This window comes from Aquimarina sp. 2-A2 (genome assembly GCF_045505135.1).
Taxonomy (GTDB): domain Bacteria; phylum Bacteroidota; class Bacteroidia; order Flavobacteriales; family Flavobacteriaceae; genus Aquimarina; species Aquimarina intermedia.
In genome coordinates this window covers 674,348-692,342 of record NZ_JBJKFI010000001.1, presented here as the reverse complement: position 1 = coordinate 692,342, position 17,995 = coordinate 674,348, and the positions used below count along the sequence as shown (strand labels likewise).

Below are 17,995 nucleotides of genomic sequence, written 5' to 3'. Positions count from 1 at the left end.
ATTATGAATTATAAATTCAGAATAAATAGAGATGTTAGACATTCTTAATTCTGTATTCTTAATTCTGTATTAAATTAAGCTTCAGCCAACATTTTCTCACCAGCTTCGATAGCCTCTTCGATTGTTCCTTTAAGATTAAAAGACGCTTCAGGAAGATGATCTAACTCACCATCCATAATCATATTAAATCCTTTGATAGTTTCTTTAATATCAACAAGAACTCCCGGGATACCAGTAAATTGCTCTGCTACGTGGAATGGTTGAGAAAGGAAACGTTGTACTCGACGTGCACGTCCTACTGCTAATTTATCTTCTTCAGATAATTCTTCCATACCAAGAATTGCAATAATATCCTGTAATTCTTTATAATGTTGTAATAACTCTTTAACACGTTGTGCACAGTTATAATGATCATCTCCTAAAATATCCGCACTTAAAATTCTTGATGTAGAATCTAATGGATCTACCGCCGGGTAGATACCAAGTTCTGCAATCTTACGAGACAATACTGTGGTAGCATCCAAGTGAGCAAACGTTGTTGCCGGTGCCGGATCCGTAAGGTCATCTGCAGGTACGTATACCGCTTGAACAGATGTAATAGATCCTTTCTTAGTCGAAGTAATACGCTCTTGCATCGCACCCATCTCGGTTGCTAATGTTGGTTGGTATCCTACTGCTGAAGGCATACGCCCAAGAAGTGCCGAAACCTCAGAACCTGCTTGCGTAAAACGGAAAATGTTATCTACGAAGAATAGTACATCTTTACCTTGTCCATCTCCAGCTCCATCACGGAAATATTCTGCAATCGTAAGTCCAGACAGTGCCACACGAGCACGTGCTCCTGGTGGTTCGTTCATTTGTCCAAATACGAATGTTGCTTTAGAACCTTTCATTACCTCTTTGTCAACTTTAGAAAGATCCCATCCTCCTGCTTCCATAGAGTGCATGAAATCATCACCATACTTGATAATTCCTGATTCTAACATCTCACGTAAAAGGTCATTTCCTTCACGAGTTCTTTCTCCTACTCCTGCGAATACAGAAAGACCACCGTGACCTTTAGCAATATTGTTAATCAACTCTTGAATAAGTACTGTTTTACCTACTCCGGCACCTCCGAATAATCCAATTTTACCTCCTTTTGCATAAGGCTCAATCAAATCGATTACTTTGATACCAGTAAATAAAACCTCTGTAGAAGTTGATAAATCTTCAAATTTTGGTGCATTACGGTGAATCGGAAGACCATGATCTCCACTCTTAGGAAGATCTCCTAATCCATCAATCGCATCACCAATTACATTAAATAAACGTCCATACACATCTCCACCAACTGGCATTTGGATTGGAGAACCTGTAGCTACAGCTTCAACTCCTCTACTTAATCCATCACTGGAATCCATTGCGATGGTACGTACAGTATCTTCACCAATGTGAGATTGAATCTCTAACACTAGCTTACTACCGTCTGCTTTATTAATTTCTAACGAATCGTAAATTTTTGGTAATTCTGTACCGGCAGCGAATTCTACATCGATAACCGGACCTACAATTTGTGATACTTTACCCGTAACTTGAGACATTATGTAACTATTTAATGTTTAGTATTTAACTATCTTGAAAACCACTTATATTCAATTCAATTGAATACGAGCTTTTTTCAGGCTGCAAATATAGTCTTTTAAATAAAAAAAATAACTGCTTTTTTTCTGTTTTTTAAAAGTTAAACTTTGGTGCACAAAAACCTACGCAGAATTTCAATACGAACACTATTATTTTCTGATTATTAAATCATTATGTTCAGCTTTAGGTTCTCAAATACTTTGTGTATTTTTAGTTAAACTTTTTTTATGGAAACGTATGCAACCGCATTAAGCTATGCGATCCCTGGTTTTATTGTGTTAATTCTGATAGAATACGGTGTAAGTCGATTAAAAAAAATACAGGTTAATCAACCTCTGGACACAATTTCCAGTATCAGCTCTGGTATTACTAATACCTTAAAAACCCTAATGGGTTTAGCCGTCATTATTATTAGTTATGACTGGATGGTGGATCATATAGCGCTGCTTGAAATTAAATCTACCATAGCAGTCTATGCATTAACTTTTATCGGGTTAGATTTTGCAGGGTATTGGTCCCATCGTTTCAACCATACCATAAATGTATTTTGGAATCGTCATATTATTCATCATAGTAGCGAAGAATTTAATTTGGCCTGTGCCTTACGTCAAAACATATCAGCCATTTTTTCAATCTATTTTTTTCTATATATACCTTTGGCATTGCTAGGTGTTCCTGCCGAAGTTGTTGCTTTTGTAGCGCCTGTTCATTTTTTTGCACAATTCTGGTATCACACCCGACTCATTAAAAAAATGGGAATCTTGGAATATATCTTGGTAACCCCATCACATCATCGCGTACACCTCGCGATAAATGATGAATATTTGGACAAAAACTACTCAGAAATCTTCATACTGTGGGATAAACTTTTCGGCACTTTTCAAGAAGAACTTCCTGAAAAGCCACCTGTCTACGGTGTGAAAAAGCCTGTTAACACATGGAACCCAATATTAATTAATTACCTACATTTTTGGCAAATTTTAAAAGATGCTTGGCGCACCAAACGAGTATGGGATAAAATGCGTATATGGTTCATGCCCACAGGATGGCGACCTCAAGATATGATCAAAAAACACCCCTTGCTATATACTACCGATCCTTACACTCGCAAAAAATATTCAACCGAGAGTTCTCTATTTCTCAAGTTATGGTCTTGGTTTCAATTGCTTATGACCGTTTTATTAATGTATTACCTTCTTATCAATATAGCCAACTTAACTTTCCTCGAAATCGTAAATTACGCTATATTTCTCATGGTGTCCATTTTTGCTTATACCTCCTTAATGGATCGCCATATCGTTGCGGTATACTCAGAATTCATAAAAGCTAGTATCGGTTCCCTGCTAATTATCCAGGGAGGGGGCAGTTGGTTTGGTATTGATGCACATCTACCGTACACTACCTGTACAATTGCATTATATATAGGTCTATCCTTATTTCTAACTTTTTATTTTCATTTTATCGAAAGAAAACAAAGCGTACCTTCCCTAGAAAGAGTATCTAAATCTGCATAAAGGTTAGCGCAATTTTTCAGAATAAAATAATGGATAGTCAACAGCTTTCACCAGTGGAAGATTTGCCCCGTACCTGGCATTAATTACCTCTAAGGTTTTATTAGCCAGATATGCATACCCTCTCGCCGTTGGATGGACTCCATCCAATGAAAAAGCACCTCCAAAAACTAAATTACTTTGTAACTCAAAATCATCAAAAGTAATTCCACCATTATCAATTTCTTCTAATAAACCAGCTGCATCTACAAAAGCAAGATCATTTTGGTCAACTGCCCCCTTTATCACAGCATTGAACTGCATGGTAGCGTCAGCTATATTTTGTTGTTCGCTAGCAACCAATACCCATTTATCTTCTAATGGCACCGAAACTCCATTGATCATAGCAGGATCGTTATCCACTGCTGTTCCAATAAAAGATGAACTGGGTAAGATTAATAAATCCTCTTTTGTAGCTTGGCGATACTTAGGCAAACCATAAGCTGATAAATCTGTTAGATCTTCATCAACAATAACGACTGCGTTAGTTCCTTCCTTAAAAACTATAGTTCTAGCCACTCTTTCTTCAGCAGAAATAGCTCCCAAACCTTCGACTTGTATCAATCCGCCGTTGTAATTCGCATAGCCTTGATTAACCTGAGTAGCAGTTGCTTCATCCATCGGTACGGGATTATAAGGAACCGTAGTGAAATGCGGTATTGTAGTTATATTAGGAATAGAGTAGAGTACCCCTGAAGCTCCGTTTTCTGTCAATCCGTTTACCAACCCTGTATACGCTTGTGTAAACAATGTAATATCTGTAATCGCATCTGAATCATCTCCTCCAGAAAGCGCATAACCCAAAACGTCATTATTACCTATCCACAAAGTAAAAAAGGTAGGGTTTTGAACTAATGCGTCTCCTAAAACAGACGCATTAGAAGATGAAGCCATTCTGGCGAAATATGGATTGGCCTGACCGGTTGCTACGCCAGAAACATTTCCGTAACCTTCAGCCAGCAGATGATAACTTTTTGCTCCCGGAACTCCTAAATTATTAAATGGTCCCGTAACTAAGGCCGATACTTCAGTTGTTGGTATAGCATCCAGAACTCGGGGTCCCGATTCGTTGGGCGGTTCAGGATTAGGATCTGAATAAAAATACAATCTTGGTGATCCAATTATATTTCCACCTAAAGTGATACCACCAATATTATCATTAGTTATAGGCTGCGTAAATTTACCGCCGCCAGCTAAAGCAAATTGTCCCGATAATATATTGGGCAATGAGTGGTCCTGTCCTGCCTTAAATAAAGCGCCATCAGTATACCCTGCAGCCAATGAATTTCCCAGAGCTACATAGATAGAAAAATCAGCTGTACCGGATACAATGATTTCTTTTTCTGTACTTTCAGAAGTATCATCGTCAGACTCACAAGCTAGCGAGCAACACACTGCAAACAGTGCGATTATCCATTTAGTTTGAATGTTCATATCGAATTCTTTAAATTAAAATTTCTAAAGGTTGTTAATGGTAAGCCCCAGATAATACTGAGAACCAATATATCCGGTACCAAAAGCCGTAAAATACTCATCACCACCTATATTTGTTCCACCGAGTTTGAGAGTAGTCTTCAGTTTTGGGATTTTATAATTAATCTGGGCGTCAATTACCGAAAATGATGGTATATCCCCATCTCCAAAAGATGCTTCCCAAAAATAACTATCACTCCAGCGATAGCTTGTATTAAATCCAAAATTAGTAAACAGGTTTGTATGCCCGAATGAGGCCTTTACCTTATGCTTTGGCGTATTAAAATTAGTTCGGAAATCAGCGTCTTTTTCTTTATCAAAATCTTGTTCTGCATAGGTATAATTCACCCCTAAATCAAAATCTCCGAATATTTTTGTATTGACCCCAATTATAGCTCCCAAGGAGTTGATATCAACAGCAGAATTTGTATACGCCTGATACACCTGTGCATCTCCATTTTGCAGAGCCAATAACGACAACCCATCGTCACCAACCTCTCCATACAATGGCACTATTACATTTTCTGTAGAAATAAAATCACTGTACTTATTATAATATGCACTTAAATCTATTACAAACCGGCTGATTTTACCACGATACCCTACTTCGAAAGCAGTAATTTTTTCTGGCTGTACAAGAGCTGCTTCCGATTGCACCGGTGCTCCATTGATTACCGAGCTTGCAGAGAATGAATTTTCATAAGCCTCTCGACCTGTAACCGTTACGGTTTGATTTCCTGTTACCGCTGCCCCATTGCCACTCAAATCATACGTTCGACGATCACGATCTAGATTGTCTGGCGCCGAACCTACCAAAACTGCACGCCCTACATCTAAACCAATATACAAATCTTGCGTGGTAGGGTTTCTGAACCCTGTTTGCACAGAAGCCCTTAGATTATGGTTCTTATCAGCTCCAAGGGTATACCCGACAGATAACCGCGGAGATAAATTTCCGTCAAATAATTCTGATTTGTCATAACGTAAAGAGCCAGTAAGTTTTAAACGTTCTTCTAAAAGTTTTTTCTGAATCTGCAAATATGCTCCGTACTCTGAATACCGAATAGGACCATCAAAATCTGTGAAGATGGTTCCAAAAGAATTTAACTTGTACTCTCTGAAAGAACCTCCAACTTGAATATCAGCAATCTCACTTGTAATATGAGAAAAGTTATAGTTAACATCAGCATGGCGAAGTTGCGTTGCGTCTCTAAATTGAGACCCGGAAGACAAGTCAGGGTCACGTGTTACATCTTGAAAAGCTTGCTGAAACGCCGGAGTTCCCGGCACTAATCTTCCCGTATCAGCAGCTTGCCTTGCTAGCGCATGGGCGTTTTCGGGCAATTGCCCAGCTAAGGTGGCTTGCACATAAGCGCCGGCATATTCGCCAAACCAGGTCTGGTCATCTTTCCATTTCCGATTAATATTAATCCCAGTAAATCTAACATCGTAAGAGTCTCCCGCATCTTCATCGGTTAGGTATGCGCGTACAAAAAAGTTGTTGTTCTTGACTTCGATTTTATGCTGCTGTAAGAAAAAATTTCTAATTGAATAACGGTTTGCTCCTTGATAAATGGTTGTTCCTTTACCTATTTTACCTTGGTAAATAATTTCGAAATCATTAGCAAAAGGACGATAATGCATGGCTGCATCAAATTTTACACTTTCAGCCTTATAATCGTTCAATGCCTGTTCTTCGTAACCGGTTCTGCTGACATCTTCATTGGGAAGTAAATTCTCTGCACCAGCCGGAAGAATTCCAGCAGAGACCAGTGCTACTCCTACGCCACGTATATTTGTACTCACTTCATCACCATACACATTGAGTCCATCATAGTTTGGGTCTGATCGATCTGTTGACGGATCCAAAACATTAATCGTATTGGTGGCGTACCAATCTGTTCCTCTCAAATAAGAGAAATTAGCCTTAGCTGCAAATTTATCTGAAAATGCATGTGCTACACGAATACCATAGTCATAATACTCATTATCTCCAGCCGCTTCTTGTGAAGTAAGTCCTCCTTTAAAATATGCGCTAATCCCTTGATGATCAAAAGGATTTTTACTCGTCATAAAAAGGATTCCGTTAAATGCATTTGCACCATATAAAGCAGAGGAAGCTCCGGGCAACAACTCAACACTATTTACATCCAGCTCTGTCATCCCTAATAAATTACCAAGCACAAAATTTAATGCCGGCGCTGTATTATCCATACCATCCACAAGCTGTACAAATCGAGTATTAGCAAAGGTTGCAAATCCTCTGGTATTTATTGATTTAAAGGTAAGACTATTGGTGTTGACATCAACCCCCTTGAGATTCTCCAGGCCTCCGTAAAAGTCAGCAGCTGGAGTATTTTTTATTTCCTTAATTCCGAAGCGTTCGACACTTACCGGTGATTCAAAAATACGCTCAGGGGTCCTGGATGCTGAAATTACCACTTCATCCAGCTCTGTTCCCTCTTTTAAAACAATTATAAGATCTGCAACAGGACCCGTAATAACTCTATCAGCGGTATCGAACCCCACACTACTGATCTCAATAGTAAAAGGCAGCTCCTGTTCTACCGTTAGTGAAAATAATCCATCAAAATCGGCCACCGCACCTACTAATGCACCGACAATCGAGACATTAGCACCAGGTACTGGTTGATTACTCTCGTCGACAATTTTTCCTGAAATAGTTGTTTGTGATGACGCAGCAATTCCTAGACAAAGGAAAAGCATAAACGAAAATGTTCTCATACCCCAAAATGATTTAAGTTATGAGAACAATATACGTTTTTTTAGGTTTCGTTTGAAAAAAAGTTAAAAAACTATGATTTTAACAACAAAACTATTCTACTGTTACTGATTTAGCTAAGTTTCTAGGTTGATCTACGTTTTTATCCAACATCACTGCAATGTGATAAGACAATAACTGTAACGGTATTGTTGTTAAAAGCGGAGATAAGAACTCCTCCGTTTCTGGCACTTCTATTACATGATCCGCCAAATCTCTAACTGTTTCATCACCTTCGGTAACAATAGCTATAATCTTACCTTTTCTAGATTTAATTTCCTGAATATTACTAACAACCTTCTCATAATGACCTTTTTTAGTAGCAATGACTAATACAGGCATCTGCTCATCGATTAAGGCTATAGGACCGTGTTTCATTTCTGCCGCTGGATACCCCTCTGCATGAATATAAGAAATCTCTTTAAGTTTAAGTGCTCCTTCTAAAGCTACAGGAAAATTAAAGCCTCTTCCTAGATATAAAAAGTTTTTAGCATCTTTATAGGTATCCGCAATGAACTTTACATGATCATTAGATTCTAACGCGTGTTTTACCTTTTCAGGAATACGCTCAAGCTCTTGAAGGTAGTAATGAAAATCGCTGTTAGAAATAGTTCCCTTGCGTTCGGCAAGCTTCAAAGCGATTAGAGAAAGAACAGTTATTTGAGTGGTGAATGCCTTTGTTGAGGCCACTCCGATTTCTGGTCCTGCGTGTGTATAAGCTCCCGCATGTGTCTCTCTGGATATTGAAGAGCCAACAACATTACAAACTCCAAAAACAAAGGCTCCTTTTTCTTTCGCTAATTTTATAGCCGCCATCGTATCTGCTGTCTCACCACTTTGAGAAATGGCGATTACCACATCATCCTGATGAATAACAGGGTTCCTGTATCTAAACTCTGAAGCATATTCAACCTCTACCGGCAAACGAACCAATTCTTCAAAAATATATTCTGCTACCAATCCTGCGTGCCATGATGTACCACAAGCTACGATTACAATACGTTTAGCATTTAATAGCTTCGCTAAATTATCGTCTATACCAGCCATTTTTATAATTCCTTCCGCAACGCGCATACGACCTCTATAGGTATCGCTGATTGCATTAGGCTGTTCATAAATTTCCTTCAGCATGAAGTGGTCATACCCCCCTTTTTCAATCTGCTCAAGATTTATTTGTAGTTCTTGTAAATAAGGATCTACAAGGCTGTCGTCTTTAATCTTTCTTACCTTAACTTCCTTGCCCCGACGTACAATTGCCATCTCACCATCTTCAAGATAAATAGCATTGTTGGTATATTCTATAAACGGAGAAGCATCTGAAGCAATAAAAAACTCGTCATCTCCCACACCTATCGCTAGCGGACTTCCTAGTCTCGCAACTACGATTTCATCAGGTTTATTTCTATCAAAAACTGCTATAGCATAAGCACCCACCGTTTGATTCAGTGCTTTTTGAACAGCCTTACCAAGCTTTACATTGTCATTTTTCTTTACATCTTCGATTAAATTTACCAATACCTCAGTATCTGTATCAGACTTAAATGTATAACCTCGATTAGAAAGCTCTTTTTTCAAAGACTCATAATTTTCAATAATCCCATTATGGATGATTACTAAATCACCAGAATTAGAATAATGTGGATGAGAATTGACATCATTAGGAACTCCGTGAGTTGCCCATCGTGTGTGACCAATTCCGATTGATCCAGTCGTAGAAATTTCTTGTTCTAATTTTTGTTCCAGATCCGCAACTTTCCCTTGAGTTTTGGATAGTTTTATTTCATTCCCATCATATAAAGCAATACCGGCAGAATCATATCCGCGGTATTCTAACCTTTTTAATCCTTTTAAAATAATGGGGTAAGCCTCTCTATGCCCAATGTATCCTACTATTCCACACATGTATAACGCAATTTATTGATTAGTTGTTTAGCGCGCTTTTGTATATAGAATTTCAAGCTTTAACTGCTTCTCTTCTGGAACGGCAGTGGTATTCCCATATATAACCGTTCCCTCATGAGCCACCACAGAAGTGAATGGAATTCTAAAGTCTTCAGCGCCGGACGAAGGTAAAGCTTTAACTCTATTGGTGATGTTAACATTCTGTGAAACCGAAATACCAATAGGTGTGTTTTCATCCAAACCCTCTAAAACTCTAATAAGATGCTGTGTTAAATTTATCTTATAGTAGTCACCAGCATTATCACTACCTCTACTTATCCTGCCTAGATGATTTAAAAGAGAATTTACTGGCTCCTCTTCGTTAACAAGCCTTAAATCAACATCAAAAACGTAATCTGCTAAAACATTTCCTGTTTCCAAATTAAAAACATATAATCTTTCGGGCTCAGACTCACCTCCATTGACGCTGGATTGATCAATATAAAGTTTTAAACTAGCTTCATTAATTAGCCATTGTTGCTCTCTTATAAAATCAAGTTCTGAAACGGTTGTTCCATCCTCCTTTGTAACTGTCTCATTAAATAATTCAATGGTAGCTATCGCCCCACTTCCTCCTCTGATAAACACTTTCTCATCACCAGTTTCCTTATTACCATCAGGTATAGTTAATTTTGGTGTTTTTTCAATCTCATTGATAATGTTATTAGAGAAACTAAACTTTAACTCTTTATCCTTTAAGATATAATCCGTAGTGTCTCCATCACCATCTGTATCAGACGTATCTAATTCTTCATAAGAGTATAATACTGTAACATCAGCTTGGGACATATTGAAGTACATTAAAGTTCCCGCTCCATCTTTTGGCTCAGCTTTTATATACAATCCCCTAAAATAATTTCTGAAATTATTAGCATTACTAAGCTCCGCACTTCCTTCTTTGGCTAAGATCGTTTGTTGAAAATACTCGGCTGGTAGTTCAACACGTAGTCTCGGACTTACTCTAGAAATGTCAGGAGCAGTGCCCTCATCATCCCCATCAGGCACAGTTATCTTGACTTCATCACCGGACGGCTTAAAAGATCCAACCACTGCTAATAATGAATCTTCTACAGCATTTCTGTCAAGAGTTTGACCGATATCATTGTCATAATAAACCATACCATCTTCTGAATCAACTTGAAAATCCTTTAGAAAATAGTTTGATTTATAAACCGATAATTTGATTGGCATGCTACCATAAACAGAGTCCAACTTATATTCAGTAAGAGTTTCGTTATCACTGTCCTGACTAGTATTAGTAACCGTACTTTGATAAGGTAAATTCAGGAACACCGATGTAACCTGAGCATTGCGACCAAATGTTGGGTTTTCAACTGTAGGTTGTATTTGAGACAATATACTGTAAGCTGACAATCCATACACGGGATCATCATAAACACCTAATTGATATCCTTGAAGACCGCTAGTCTGCACCTTTTCCAATTTTGTAGTGTACGCCAAGGGCTGCATGCTGTAAACCTCGTCTGTGAAATTCACGTCCCCGATGACATCACTTCCAATCTCACTAAACTCATCATCACAACTAGTAAATGTCGTTATAATAGCTGCAGCACTAATTAGTCCAATTATCTTATTCTTCAATTTCATGTATGTTTATATGTTTGACCTAAGCTAGTACAACATTACTATAAAAATCCTCATAAGCATCAGCAAATTCATCAGGTCTTTTATACGCTAAGACTGGCTGATCAATAGCTTTAAGATGTTTTGTCAGATCTTCAGGAATTTCTTCTGAACCAACAATTATTGCATCCGAATTATCAATTGCAATTTTCATAAGGTTCGAATATGTTGGCTTTGCAAGATTTGCAATCGTTTCATCCTCAATTCCGTCAAATTTAATCTTACTCATCATATTTTTATCCAACGTACCTTTATAACCATGATCATAGACCGAAGTAACAATTTTACTTTGATTAAATAATGGTTCATTGCCATAGTAATTTCTTAGATACAGAGGCAATAATGATGCTAACCAACCATGCACATGAATAATATCCGGAGACCAATTCAATTTTTTAACAGTTTCAATCACTCCTTTTGCAAAAAAGATCGCCCGTTCATCATTGTCAGAAAATAAATTCCCCTCTTCGTCTGTTAAAGTTGCTTTTCTCTTAAAATAATCTTCATTATCTATAAAATACACCTGCATACGTTCCTTTGGTATGGAGGCCACCTTAATAATTAATGGCATATCAAGATCATTAATTACCAAATTCATACCCGATAAGCGTATGACTTCATGCAACTGATGCCTTCTTTCATTAATGTTACCATATCTAGGCATAAATATCCTGATCTGACCGCCTTTACTATTTACCATTCTGGGTGCTTCAAAAGACATAGATGAAATTTCTGTCTCTGGTAGGTAAGGTATTACTTCTGATGATACATACAATATCCTCTTATCTTTCATATAATCGATACTTTTATCGTCTCCTTCGAATAAATTTTTGCGAAATTACGAAATTTTATGCAGTCTGCCAGTAATATCTTATTTTTGCACGCCTTTAACTAATTAAACTCATGCGGTTACACGAAAAAAGACAGGATATAGAACAAGATGTTGCACGCATTTTAAAAGAAAAAAAAAGTATTGGATTCGTTCCCACTATGGGGGCTTTACATGAGGGCCATATTGCTTTGGTGAAAAATGCTCTAGCAAATAATGACTATGTAATTGTCAGCATATTTGTGAATCCTACGCAGTTTAATAACAGTTCTGATCTCGTAAAATATCCACGTACTTTAAATTCTGATCTTAAACTTTTATCAGATACATCGCCTAATCTAATCGTTTTCGCTCCGACACCGATAGAGGTATACGGTGCTGACCAAAGTGTTCTTTCTTATGATTTTGACGGACTAGAACATGTAATGGAAGGTGAGTTTAGACCCGGCCATTTTGACGGTGTAGGCACAGTTTTAAAGCATTTGTTTCAAATAACCTCACCTACACGAGCATATTTTGGAGAAAAAGATTTTCAACAATTACAGATTGTTCGCAAATTAGTTTCTATTGAAAACTTACCTATTAAGATCATAGGGTGTCCCATTCACAGACACATAGACGGTCTCGCCATGAGTTCCAGAAACAAGCGTTTAAAAGATGTAGAAAAAGAAAACGCATCACTTATTTACAGTGTTTTACAAGAAGTCAAAAGCCATTTTGGCACAAAAAGTGTAGATGAATTAAAAGATTTGGTTGCCGAACGTTTTAAAAATAATGCCTTCTTTAAATTGGAATATTTTCAGATTGCCGATAGCAACACACTGCAACCTATCTTAGAGAGAAAAAATGATTGTAAATATCGAGCTTTCATAGCAGTCTTTGCGGGAGAAGTTCGACTTATTGATAATATTGCCTTAAACTAAAATTAACTACCTTTGTAACATGTTTGTACACGTTGTAAAATCGAAAATTCACAGGGTTAAAGTAACCGGTGCTGATCTAAACTATATTGGAAGTATTACTATTGATGAAGACCTTATGGATGCTGCTAATATCATTGAAGGAGAAAAAGTGCAAATCGTAAATAATAATAATGGTGAACGCCTGGAAACTTATGCTATTCCCGGACCAAGAAACAGCGGAGAAATCACGCTAAATGGTGCTGCTGCCAGAAAAGTGGCTAAGGGAGATGTTCTTATACTTATAACCTACGCCATGCTGGAAATTGAAGAAGCAAAACAGTTCAAACCTGCCATTCTTTTTCCTAATGAGGAAAATAATTTATTAAAATAATTCCTTGAATACCAAGCTAAAGAAAATTTTAAAAATAACACTCCCATTAGCTTTGGGAGTTTTTTTAATTTGGTATTCTATTTATTCTGCCACGCCTGACGAACGCCAAATCTTGTGGACAGCAATAACGAATGCCGAGATAGAATGGGTTGTTTTATCCGTATTTCTTGGAATGTTATCGCATATATCACGAGCATACCGTTGGCAATTTTTATTAGATACCATAGGTTCCCGTACTACTTTTTACAATCGATTTTTTGCAGTGATGATTGGTTATTTAGCCAATATGGGAGTGCCAAGATCAGGGGAAATATTGCGAGGTGCCACACTCACAACGTACGAAAAAGTTCCATTCGAAAAGAGCTTTGGTACCATTGTATCAGAACGCTTAGTTGATTTTGTGATGCTCCTTTTGATAACAGGAATTGCATTCATATGGCAATTTGATTTGCTTTACACATATTTTGACGAAAAAAACATTAATCCATTTACATCAATTACAGTCCTGGTAGCGCTATTATTGATTGGAATACTTATCCTGAAGCTGCTTAAAAAGGCAAACCACAATCTCCTTATCAAAATAAAGTCTTTTGCAGAAGGATTACTGGATGGTATCAAAAGTGCACTGCTCATGAAGAAGAAATGGTCTTTCTTATTTCACACCTTGGCGATATGGATCCTCTACATATTAATGATTTATGTTTCAAAATATGCCGTGTCAGGGACAGAAAATTTATCGTTTCAAGCTATTCTAGCTACATTTGTAGCAGGCTCTTTTGCAATGACGGTGACCAACGGCGGCATTGGTCTGTACCCAATTGCTATCGGTGCTATTTTACTTCTTTTTGACATCCAACAAGCAACAGGAGAGGCACTTGGGTGGATCATTTGGGGATCACAAACATTATTGATACTATTTCTGGGCAGTTTATCGTTTATATTATTACCTGTTTTAAACAAAGCAAAATAATTTATATATTGCTCCTTGCTTAACCCTAATGCTATACTTATGAAAAGGATACTACTGTTACTATTACTTATGATTATAGGCACCGCTGTCCATAGTCAGGTCATTTATGAAACCTTTCGCTCTATAAAACTCGATCAAAATCGTGATTTAAAAATTCAACTACCGAGAAATTACGATAAGAACGAGAAGAAAATTTACCCCTTGATTATCGTTCTCGACGGAGATTATCTTTTTGAACCGATGGCAGGTAATGTTGATTACTTCTCCTATTGGGAAGACATGCCAGAATCAATTGTGGTGGGAATTGTACAGGATAAGACTAGAATGGAAGATTGTCGTTATGATGAAGCTGAATTTTTACCTGTAAACAAGGGGGCTCAGTTTTTCGAGTTTATAGGACAAGAGCTATTACCATATCTCAACCAAACCTATCGCACAGCAGAATTAAAAATTATAGTAGGACATGATTATACCTCAAATTTTATTAATTATTTTCTTTTTAAAGAAAATCCTATTTTTCAGGCCTATATTAATTTGAGCCCAGAATTAGCTCCGCCAATGGGTGATCGTATTTCAAATATATTAACAACATCTTCTCAAGAACTTTGGTATTACTTAGCTACTGCAACTAATGATGCGGATAACATTAAAAAGAATCTAATCGCTCTAGATGAAAATCTAAGTGTTATAGAAAACCCCGAAGTTAATTATAGTTTTGACAACTTCAATGAATCCTCTCATTACACCCTTGTCGGAAGAGCCATTCCAAGAGCGCTAGAAAGTATTTTTGAAATGTATCGTCCTATTAGTAAAAGGACGTATAAAGAAGTTATTCTACCATTGGAAACCTCTCCATATGAGTGGTTAGTTGATTTGTACAAAACCACAGAAAAACTCTATGGTATTAAAAGACAAATTCGTGTAAACGATTTTATAGCAGTTTCTACAGCATTGATCAAAAATGAAAACTGGGATGAGCTTGAACCTCTAGGTAAATTAGCAACCAAAGAACATCCTGAAACGATGCTTGGCCATTATTTTTTGGGAATGCATTATGAACAAATTGGAGAACCCAAAAAAGCTATGAGGGCCTATGAAAATGGTTTTCTACTCAATGAGGTGGCCTTCTTGACCAAAGATTATATGTTAGATAAAGTAAATAAGATTAAAGAAGATTTCGGCTGGTAAGACTAAATCTATCTTTCTATACAAACTAGTGGGAGGCTCAAAAAAGGAGCCTCCTTTTTTTAACCTGTAATTATCTAAAAACTAATTCAGTTTATCTTACTTTTATAATTTTAAGAAAAATACCCAATGAGTAAAGTGAAAACCACTTTTTTTTGTCAAAATTGCGGTACGCAATATTCGAAATGGCAAGGCCAATGTTCTGCTTGTAAAGAGTGGAATACCATTGTTGAAGAGGTCGTTCAAAAAGAAAATAAGAAAGATTGGAAAACTACCGACTCTAAAATATCTAGGACCTCTAAGCCCTTACGAGTATCAGAAATTGACGGGAGTCAGGAAATGCGATTCAACACAGACGACAATGAGTTAAATCGTGTACTGGGCGGAGGATTAGTTCCCGGGTCCTTAACATTATTAGGCGGTGAACCCGGCATAGGAAAAAGTACGTTGCTGCTTCAGATTAGTTTGAAGTTACCATATAAAACGCTGTATGTTTCTGGTGAAGAAAGTCAAAAGCAAATAAAAATGCGTGCAGAACGCATCACTTCAAAAACTGATAATTGCTTAATTCTTACAGAGACTAAGACTCAAAATATTTTCAAACAGATTGAAACTATAGAGCCTGACATAGTAATCATCGATTCAATTCAGACCCTGCATAGTGATTATATCGAGAGTAGTCCTGGTAGTATCTCTCAGATACGAGAGTGCACCGCTGAGCTTATAAAGTTTGCCAAAGAAACAGCTACGCCTGTACTATTGATAGGTCACATAACAAAAGACGGAACCATCGCAGGACCAAAAATCTTGGAGCATATGGTGGATACCGTATTACAGTTTGAAGGAGACCGTAATTATGTATACCGCATTTTACGAGCTTTAAAAAATCGTTTTGGGTCAACCGCAGAGCTTGGAATTTATGAAATGCAAGGTAGCGGATTGAGAGAAGTTAGTAATCCTAGTGAAATTCTGATTTCGAAAAAAGATGAAGAACTTAGCGGTACTTCTATTGCAGCTTCGATAGAAGGGATGCGTCCATTTATGATCGAGGTACAGGCGTTAGTGAGTACAGCCGTGTACGGAACGCCCCAGCGAAGTGCTACAGGATACAATCTCAAACGCCTCAACATGATTCTTGCAGTATTGGAGAAACGAGCGGGCTTTAGACTTGGTGCCAAAGATGTATTTTTAAATATCACCGGGGGTATTTCGATCGATGACCCTGCCATTGATTTGGCCGTGGTTACCTCAATTTTATCCTCGAACGAAGATGTATCAATCCCAAGTGATTACTGTTTTGCTGCAGAAATAGGTTTGGCGGGAGAAATACGTCCGGTAACACGGGTTGAACAACGAATACATGAAGCAGAAAAACTGGGCTTCTCCACCATTTTTGTATCTAAGTACAACAAAATATCCCTTAAAAACACACAAATCAACATACAGCTTGTGGCAAAAATTGAGGATATAGCTGTGCATCTTTTTGAGTAAAAAAATAGCTCTCAAAATATTATATATTTTGAGAGCTAAATAATTTATTTACTTATCTATAATCTAAAGTTAACCGAGTTCCCATTTGAACGTAATGTTGAAGCATCAGTATCTCCCTGTGCCGATGGGGATCCATATAAATAAATATACTTTTCTGTAATCGCTGGAGTTATTGAAACCAAATGAGATAGTAGCGCATCAACATCAGCAGTTCTCAAAGTATAATAATTAACACTAATGTCGTCAAAATCAATTATGGATGACAATACTAGACTTCCTGCAGCGGTCTGAGCTTCATACGAGTAAATATTAAATCTAGAAGCTTGAGTTAATAAAGGCAAGGAAACCAGACTTAAAGCAGGACTTGAGTTATAAATACTGAACCCACTACCATTCTCATCAGTAATTTTCTCTAATTTGGGAAAACTAACCGTTTCTAACATTGAATTATCTCTTAAAGAGATTCTATTTGAATTAATAATTTGAGGAATTTCAATTGTTGTCAACGCCGTAGCAGAAATTGACAAATAATCTAAATCTACTAGCTTCGATAAATTTAAATCATTCAACTTAGGGTTGTCAATTATACCTAAATACGTTCTATCATTACCTACAAAATTAGATAGTGAAAGTGATCTCAACTCTTTATTTGAATAAAAATAAAGGTGATCATGAACACCTATCAATGCATCAAACTGCATTGATTCTAATTTATTGTTCTCCGAAACAGTTATATCATCACCAAATTTCAAAGCAGTAAAATTTAAACTAGTAAGCTGACTATTGTTGTCTATTTCCAACGTATTTAAAACTTCGCTTAAGTCTGGAGCGTTTATGGTTGTCAGCTTCTCATTATTTCTAATCTCTAAATCTACGAGTGTAGGTACTCCGGTCAGATCAAGGGTCGTAAGCGCTGTTGTATTTGTAACGAGGATGACCTGAGTGTTTTCAGAATATTTTGTTTCCAAAGCAGCTTTAGCTTCATCATTTGAAATGTTTCCACTTAAGACTAGGTATACAGAACCTGTAGCATCCACACCATCTTTTCCATCAACACCATTAGTACCATCCACTCCGTCGTCGGAACAGGAATTAAAAGCTATTAGAAAACTAGTTAAAATAGCCTTTAAAAGTAATTGTCTCTTCATAATTATAAAATACAGTTATTAAAAAATTTTTCGAATATACAAATAACGACCTCGTTGGAGTAACTA

13 protein-coding genes are annotated in these 17,995 nt (G+C 37.1%); 6 read left to right on the top strand and 7 right to left on the bottom strand.

Annotation, left to right across the window (positions count from 1 at the left end):
- Positions 1 to 74 precede the first annotated feature (74 nt).
- Positions 75 to 1,583, bottom strand: a complete 1,509-nt coding sequence (gene atpD / locus ACJRPK_RS03000) for a F0F1 ATP synthase subunit beta (protein WP_148781117.1) — start codon at positions 1,581 to 1,583, stop codon at positions 75 to 77.
- A 267-nt stretch (positions 1,584 to 1,850) separates the two neighbouring features.
- Between atpD and ACJRPK_RS02995 the strand changes: the two genes are divergently transcribed.
- Positions 1,851 to 3,137 carry a sterol desaturase family protein gene (locus tag ACJRPK_RS02995; RefSeq protein WP_407138371.1) on the top strand — a complete coding sequence of 429 codons (1,287 nt, stop codon included), beginning with the start codon at positions 1,851 to 1,853 and terminating at the stop codon, positions 3,135 to 3,137.
- A 3-nt stretch (positions 3,138 to 3,140) separates the two neighbouring features.
- Here ACJRPK_RS02995 and ACJRPK_RS02990 read toward each other — a convergent pair whose 3' ends face one another.
- The 5 genes from ACJRPK_RS02990 to ACJRPK_RS02970 form a co-directional block, all read right to left on the bottom strand.
- Positions 3,141 to 4,607: a G-D-S-L family lipolytic protein gene (locus ACJRPK_RS02990; RefSeq protein ID WP_407138370.1), complete on the bottom strand. Its 1,467-nt coding sequence runs from the start codon at positions 4,605 to 4,607 to the stop codon at positions 3,141 to 3,143.
- Between the two features lie 24 nt (positions 4,608 to 4,631).
- Positions 4,632 to 7,391, bottom strand: a complete 2,760-nt coding sequence (locus tag ACJRPK_RS02985; RefSeq protein WP_407138369.1) for a TonB-dependent receptor — start codon at positions 7,389 to 7,391, stop codon at positions 4,632 to 4,634.
- A 91-nt stretch (positions 7,392 to 7,482) separates the two neighbouring features.
- Entirely contained in the window at positions 7,483 to 9,330 is a 1,848-nt protein-coding gene (gene glmS / locus ACJRPK_RS02980) for a glutamine--fructose-6-phosphate transaminase (isomerizing) (RefSeq protein ID WP_407138368.1), read from the bottom strand.
- 27 nt (positions 9,331 to 9,357) lie between these two features.
- On the bottom strand, positions 9,358 to 10,977 hold the full coding sequence (locus ACJRPK_RS02975) for a DUF4270 domain-containing protein (protein WP_407138367.1): 1,620 nt from the start codon (positions 10,975 to 10,977) through the stop codon (positions 9,358 to 9,360).
- A gap of 19 nt (positions 10,978 to 10,996) precedes the next feature.
- The gene (locus ACJRPK_RS02970) at positions 10,997 to 11,806 is read right to left on the bottom strand and encodes a glycogen/starch synthase (protein ID WP_148781112.1); all 810 of its coding nucleotides are present in this window, start codon (positions 11,804 to 11,806) and stop codon (positions 10,997 to 10,999) included.
- A gap of 110 nt (positions 11,807 to 11,916) precedes the next feature.
- On the opposite strand from ACJRPK_RS02970, the gene panC reads away from it, so the two are divergent.
- The 5 genes from panC (at position 11,917) to radA (ending at position 16,781) form a co-directional block, all read left to right on the top strand.
- Positions 11,917 to 12,765: a pantoate--beta-alanine ligase gene (gene panC, locus ACJRPK_RS02965; RefSeq protein WP_407138366.1), complete on the top strand. Its 849-nt coding sequence runs from the start codon at positions 11,917 to 11,919 to the stop codon at positions 12,763 to 12,765.
- A gap of 19 nt (positions 12,766 to 12,784) precedes the next feature.
- Positions 12,785 to 13,135: an aspartate 1-decarboxylase gene (gene panD / locus ACJRPK_RS02960; RefSeq protein WP_148781110.1), complete on the top strand. Its 351-nt coding sequence runs from the start codon at positions 12,785 to 12,787 to the stop codon at positions 13,133 to 13,135.
- Between the two features lie 4 nt (positions 13,136 to 13,139).
- The gene (locus ACJRPK_RS02955; RefSeq protein WP_407138365.1) at positions 13,140 to 14,105 is read left to right on the top strand and encodes a lysylphosphatidylglycerol synthase transmembrane domain-containing protein; all 966 of its coding nucleotides are present in this window, start codon (positions 13,140 to 13,142) and stop codon (positions 14,103 to 14,105) included.
- Between the two features lie 39 nt (positions 14,106 to 14,144).
- Positions 14,145 to 15,293, top strand: coding sequence for an alpha/beta hydrolase (locus ACJRPK_RS02950; RefSeq protein WP_407138364.1), 1,149 nt, complete (start codon positions 14,145 to 14,147; stop codon positions 15,291 to 15,293).
- 126 nt (positions 15,294 to 15,419) lie between these two features.
- Complete coding sequence (radA, locus tag ACJRPK_RS02945) at positions 15,420 to 16,781, top strand: DNA repair protein RadA (protein ID WP_407138363.1); 1,362 nt, start codon at positions 15,420 to 15,422, stop codon at positions 16,779 to 16,781.
- Positions 16,782 to 16,837: 56 nt separating this feature from the next.
- Here radA and ACJRPK_RS02940 read toward each other — a convergent pair whose 3' ends face one another.
- Complete coding sequence (locus tag ACJRPK_RS02940; protein WP_407138362.1) at positions 16,838 to 17,929, bottom strand: hypothetical protein; 1,092 nt, start codon at positions 17,927 to 17,929, stop codon at positions 16,838 to 16,840.
- Positions 17,930 to 17,995: the final 66 nt, after the last annotated feature.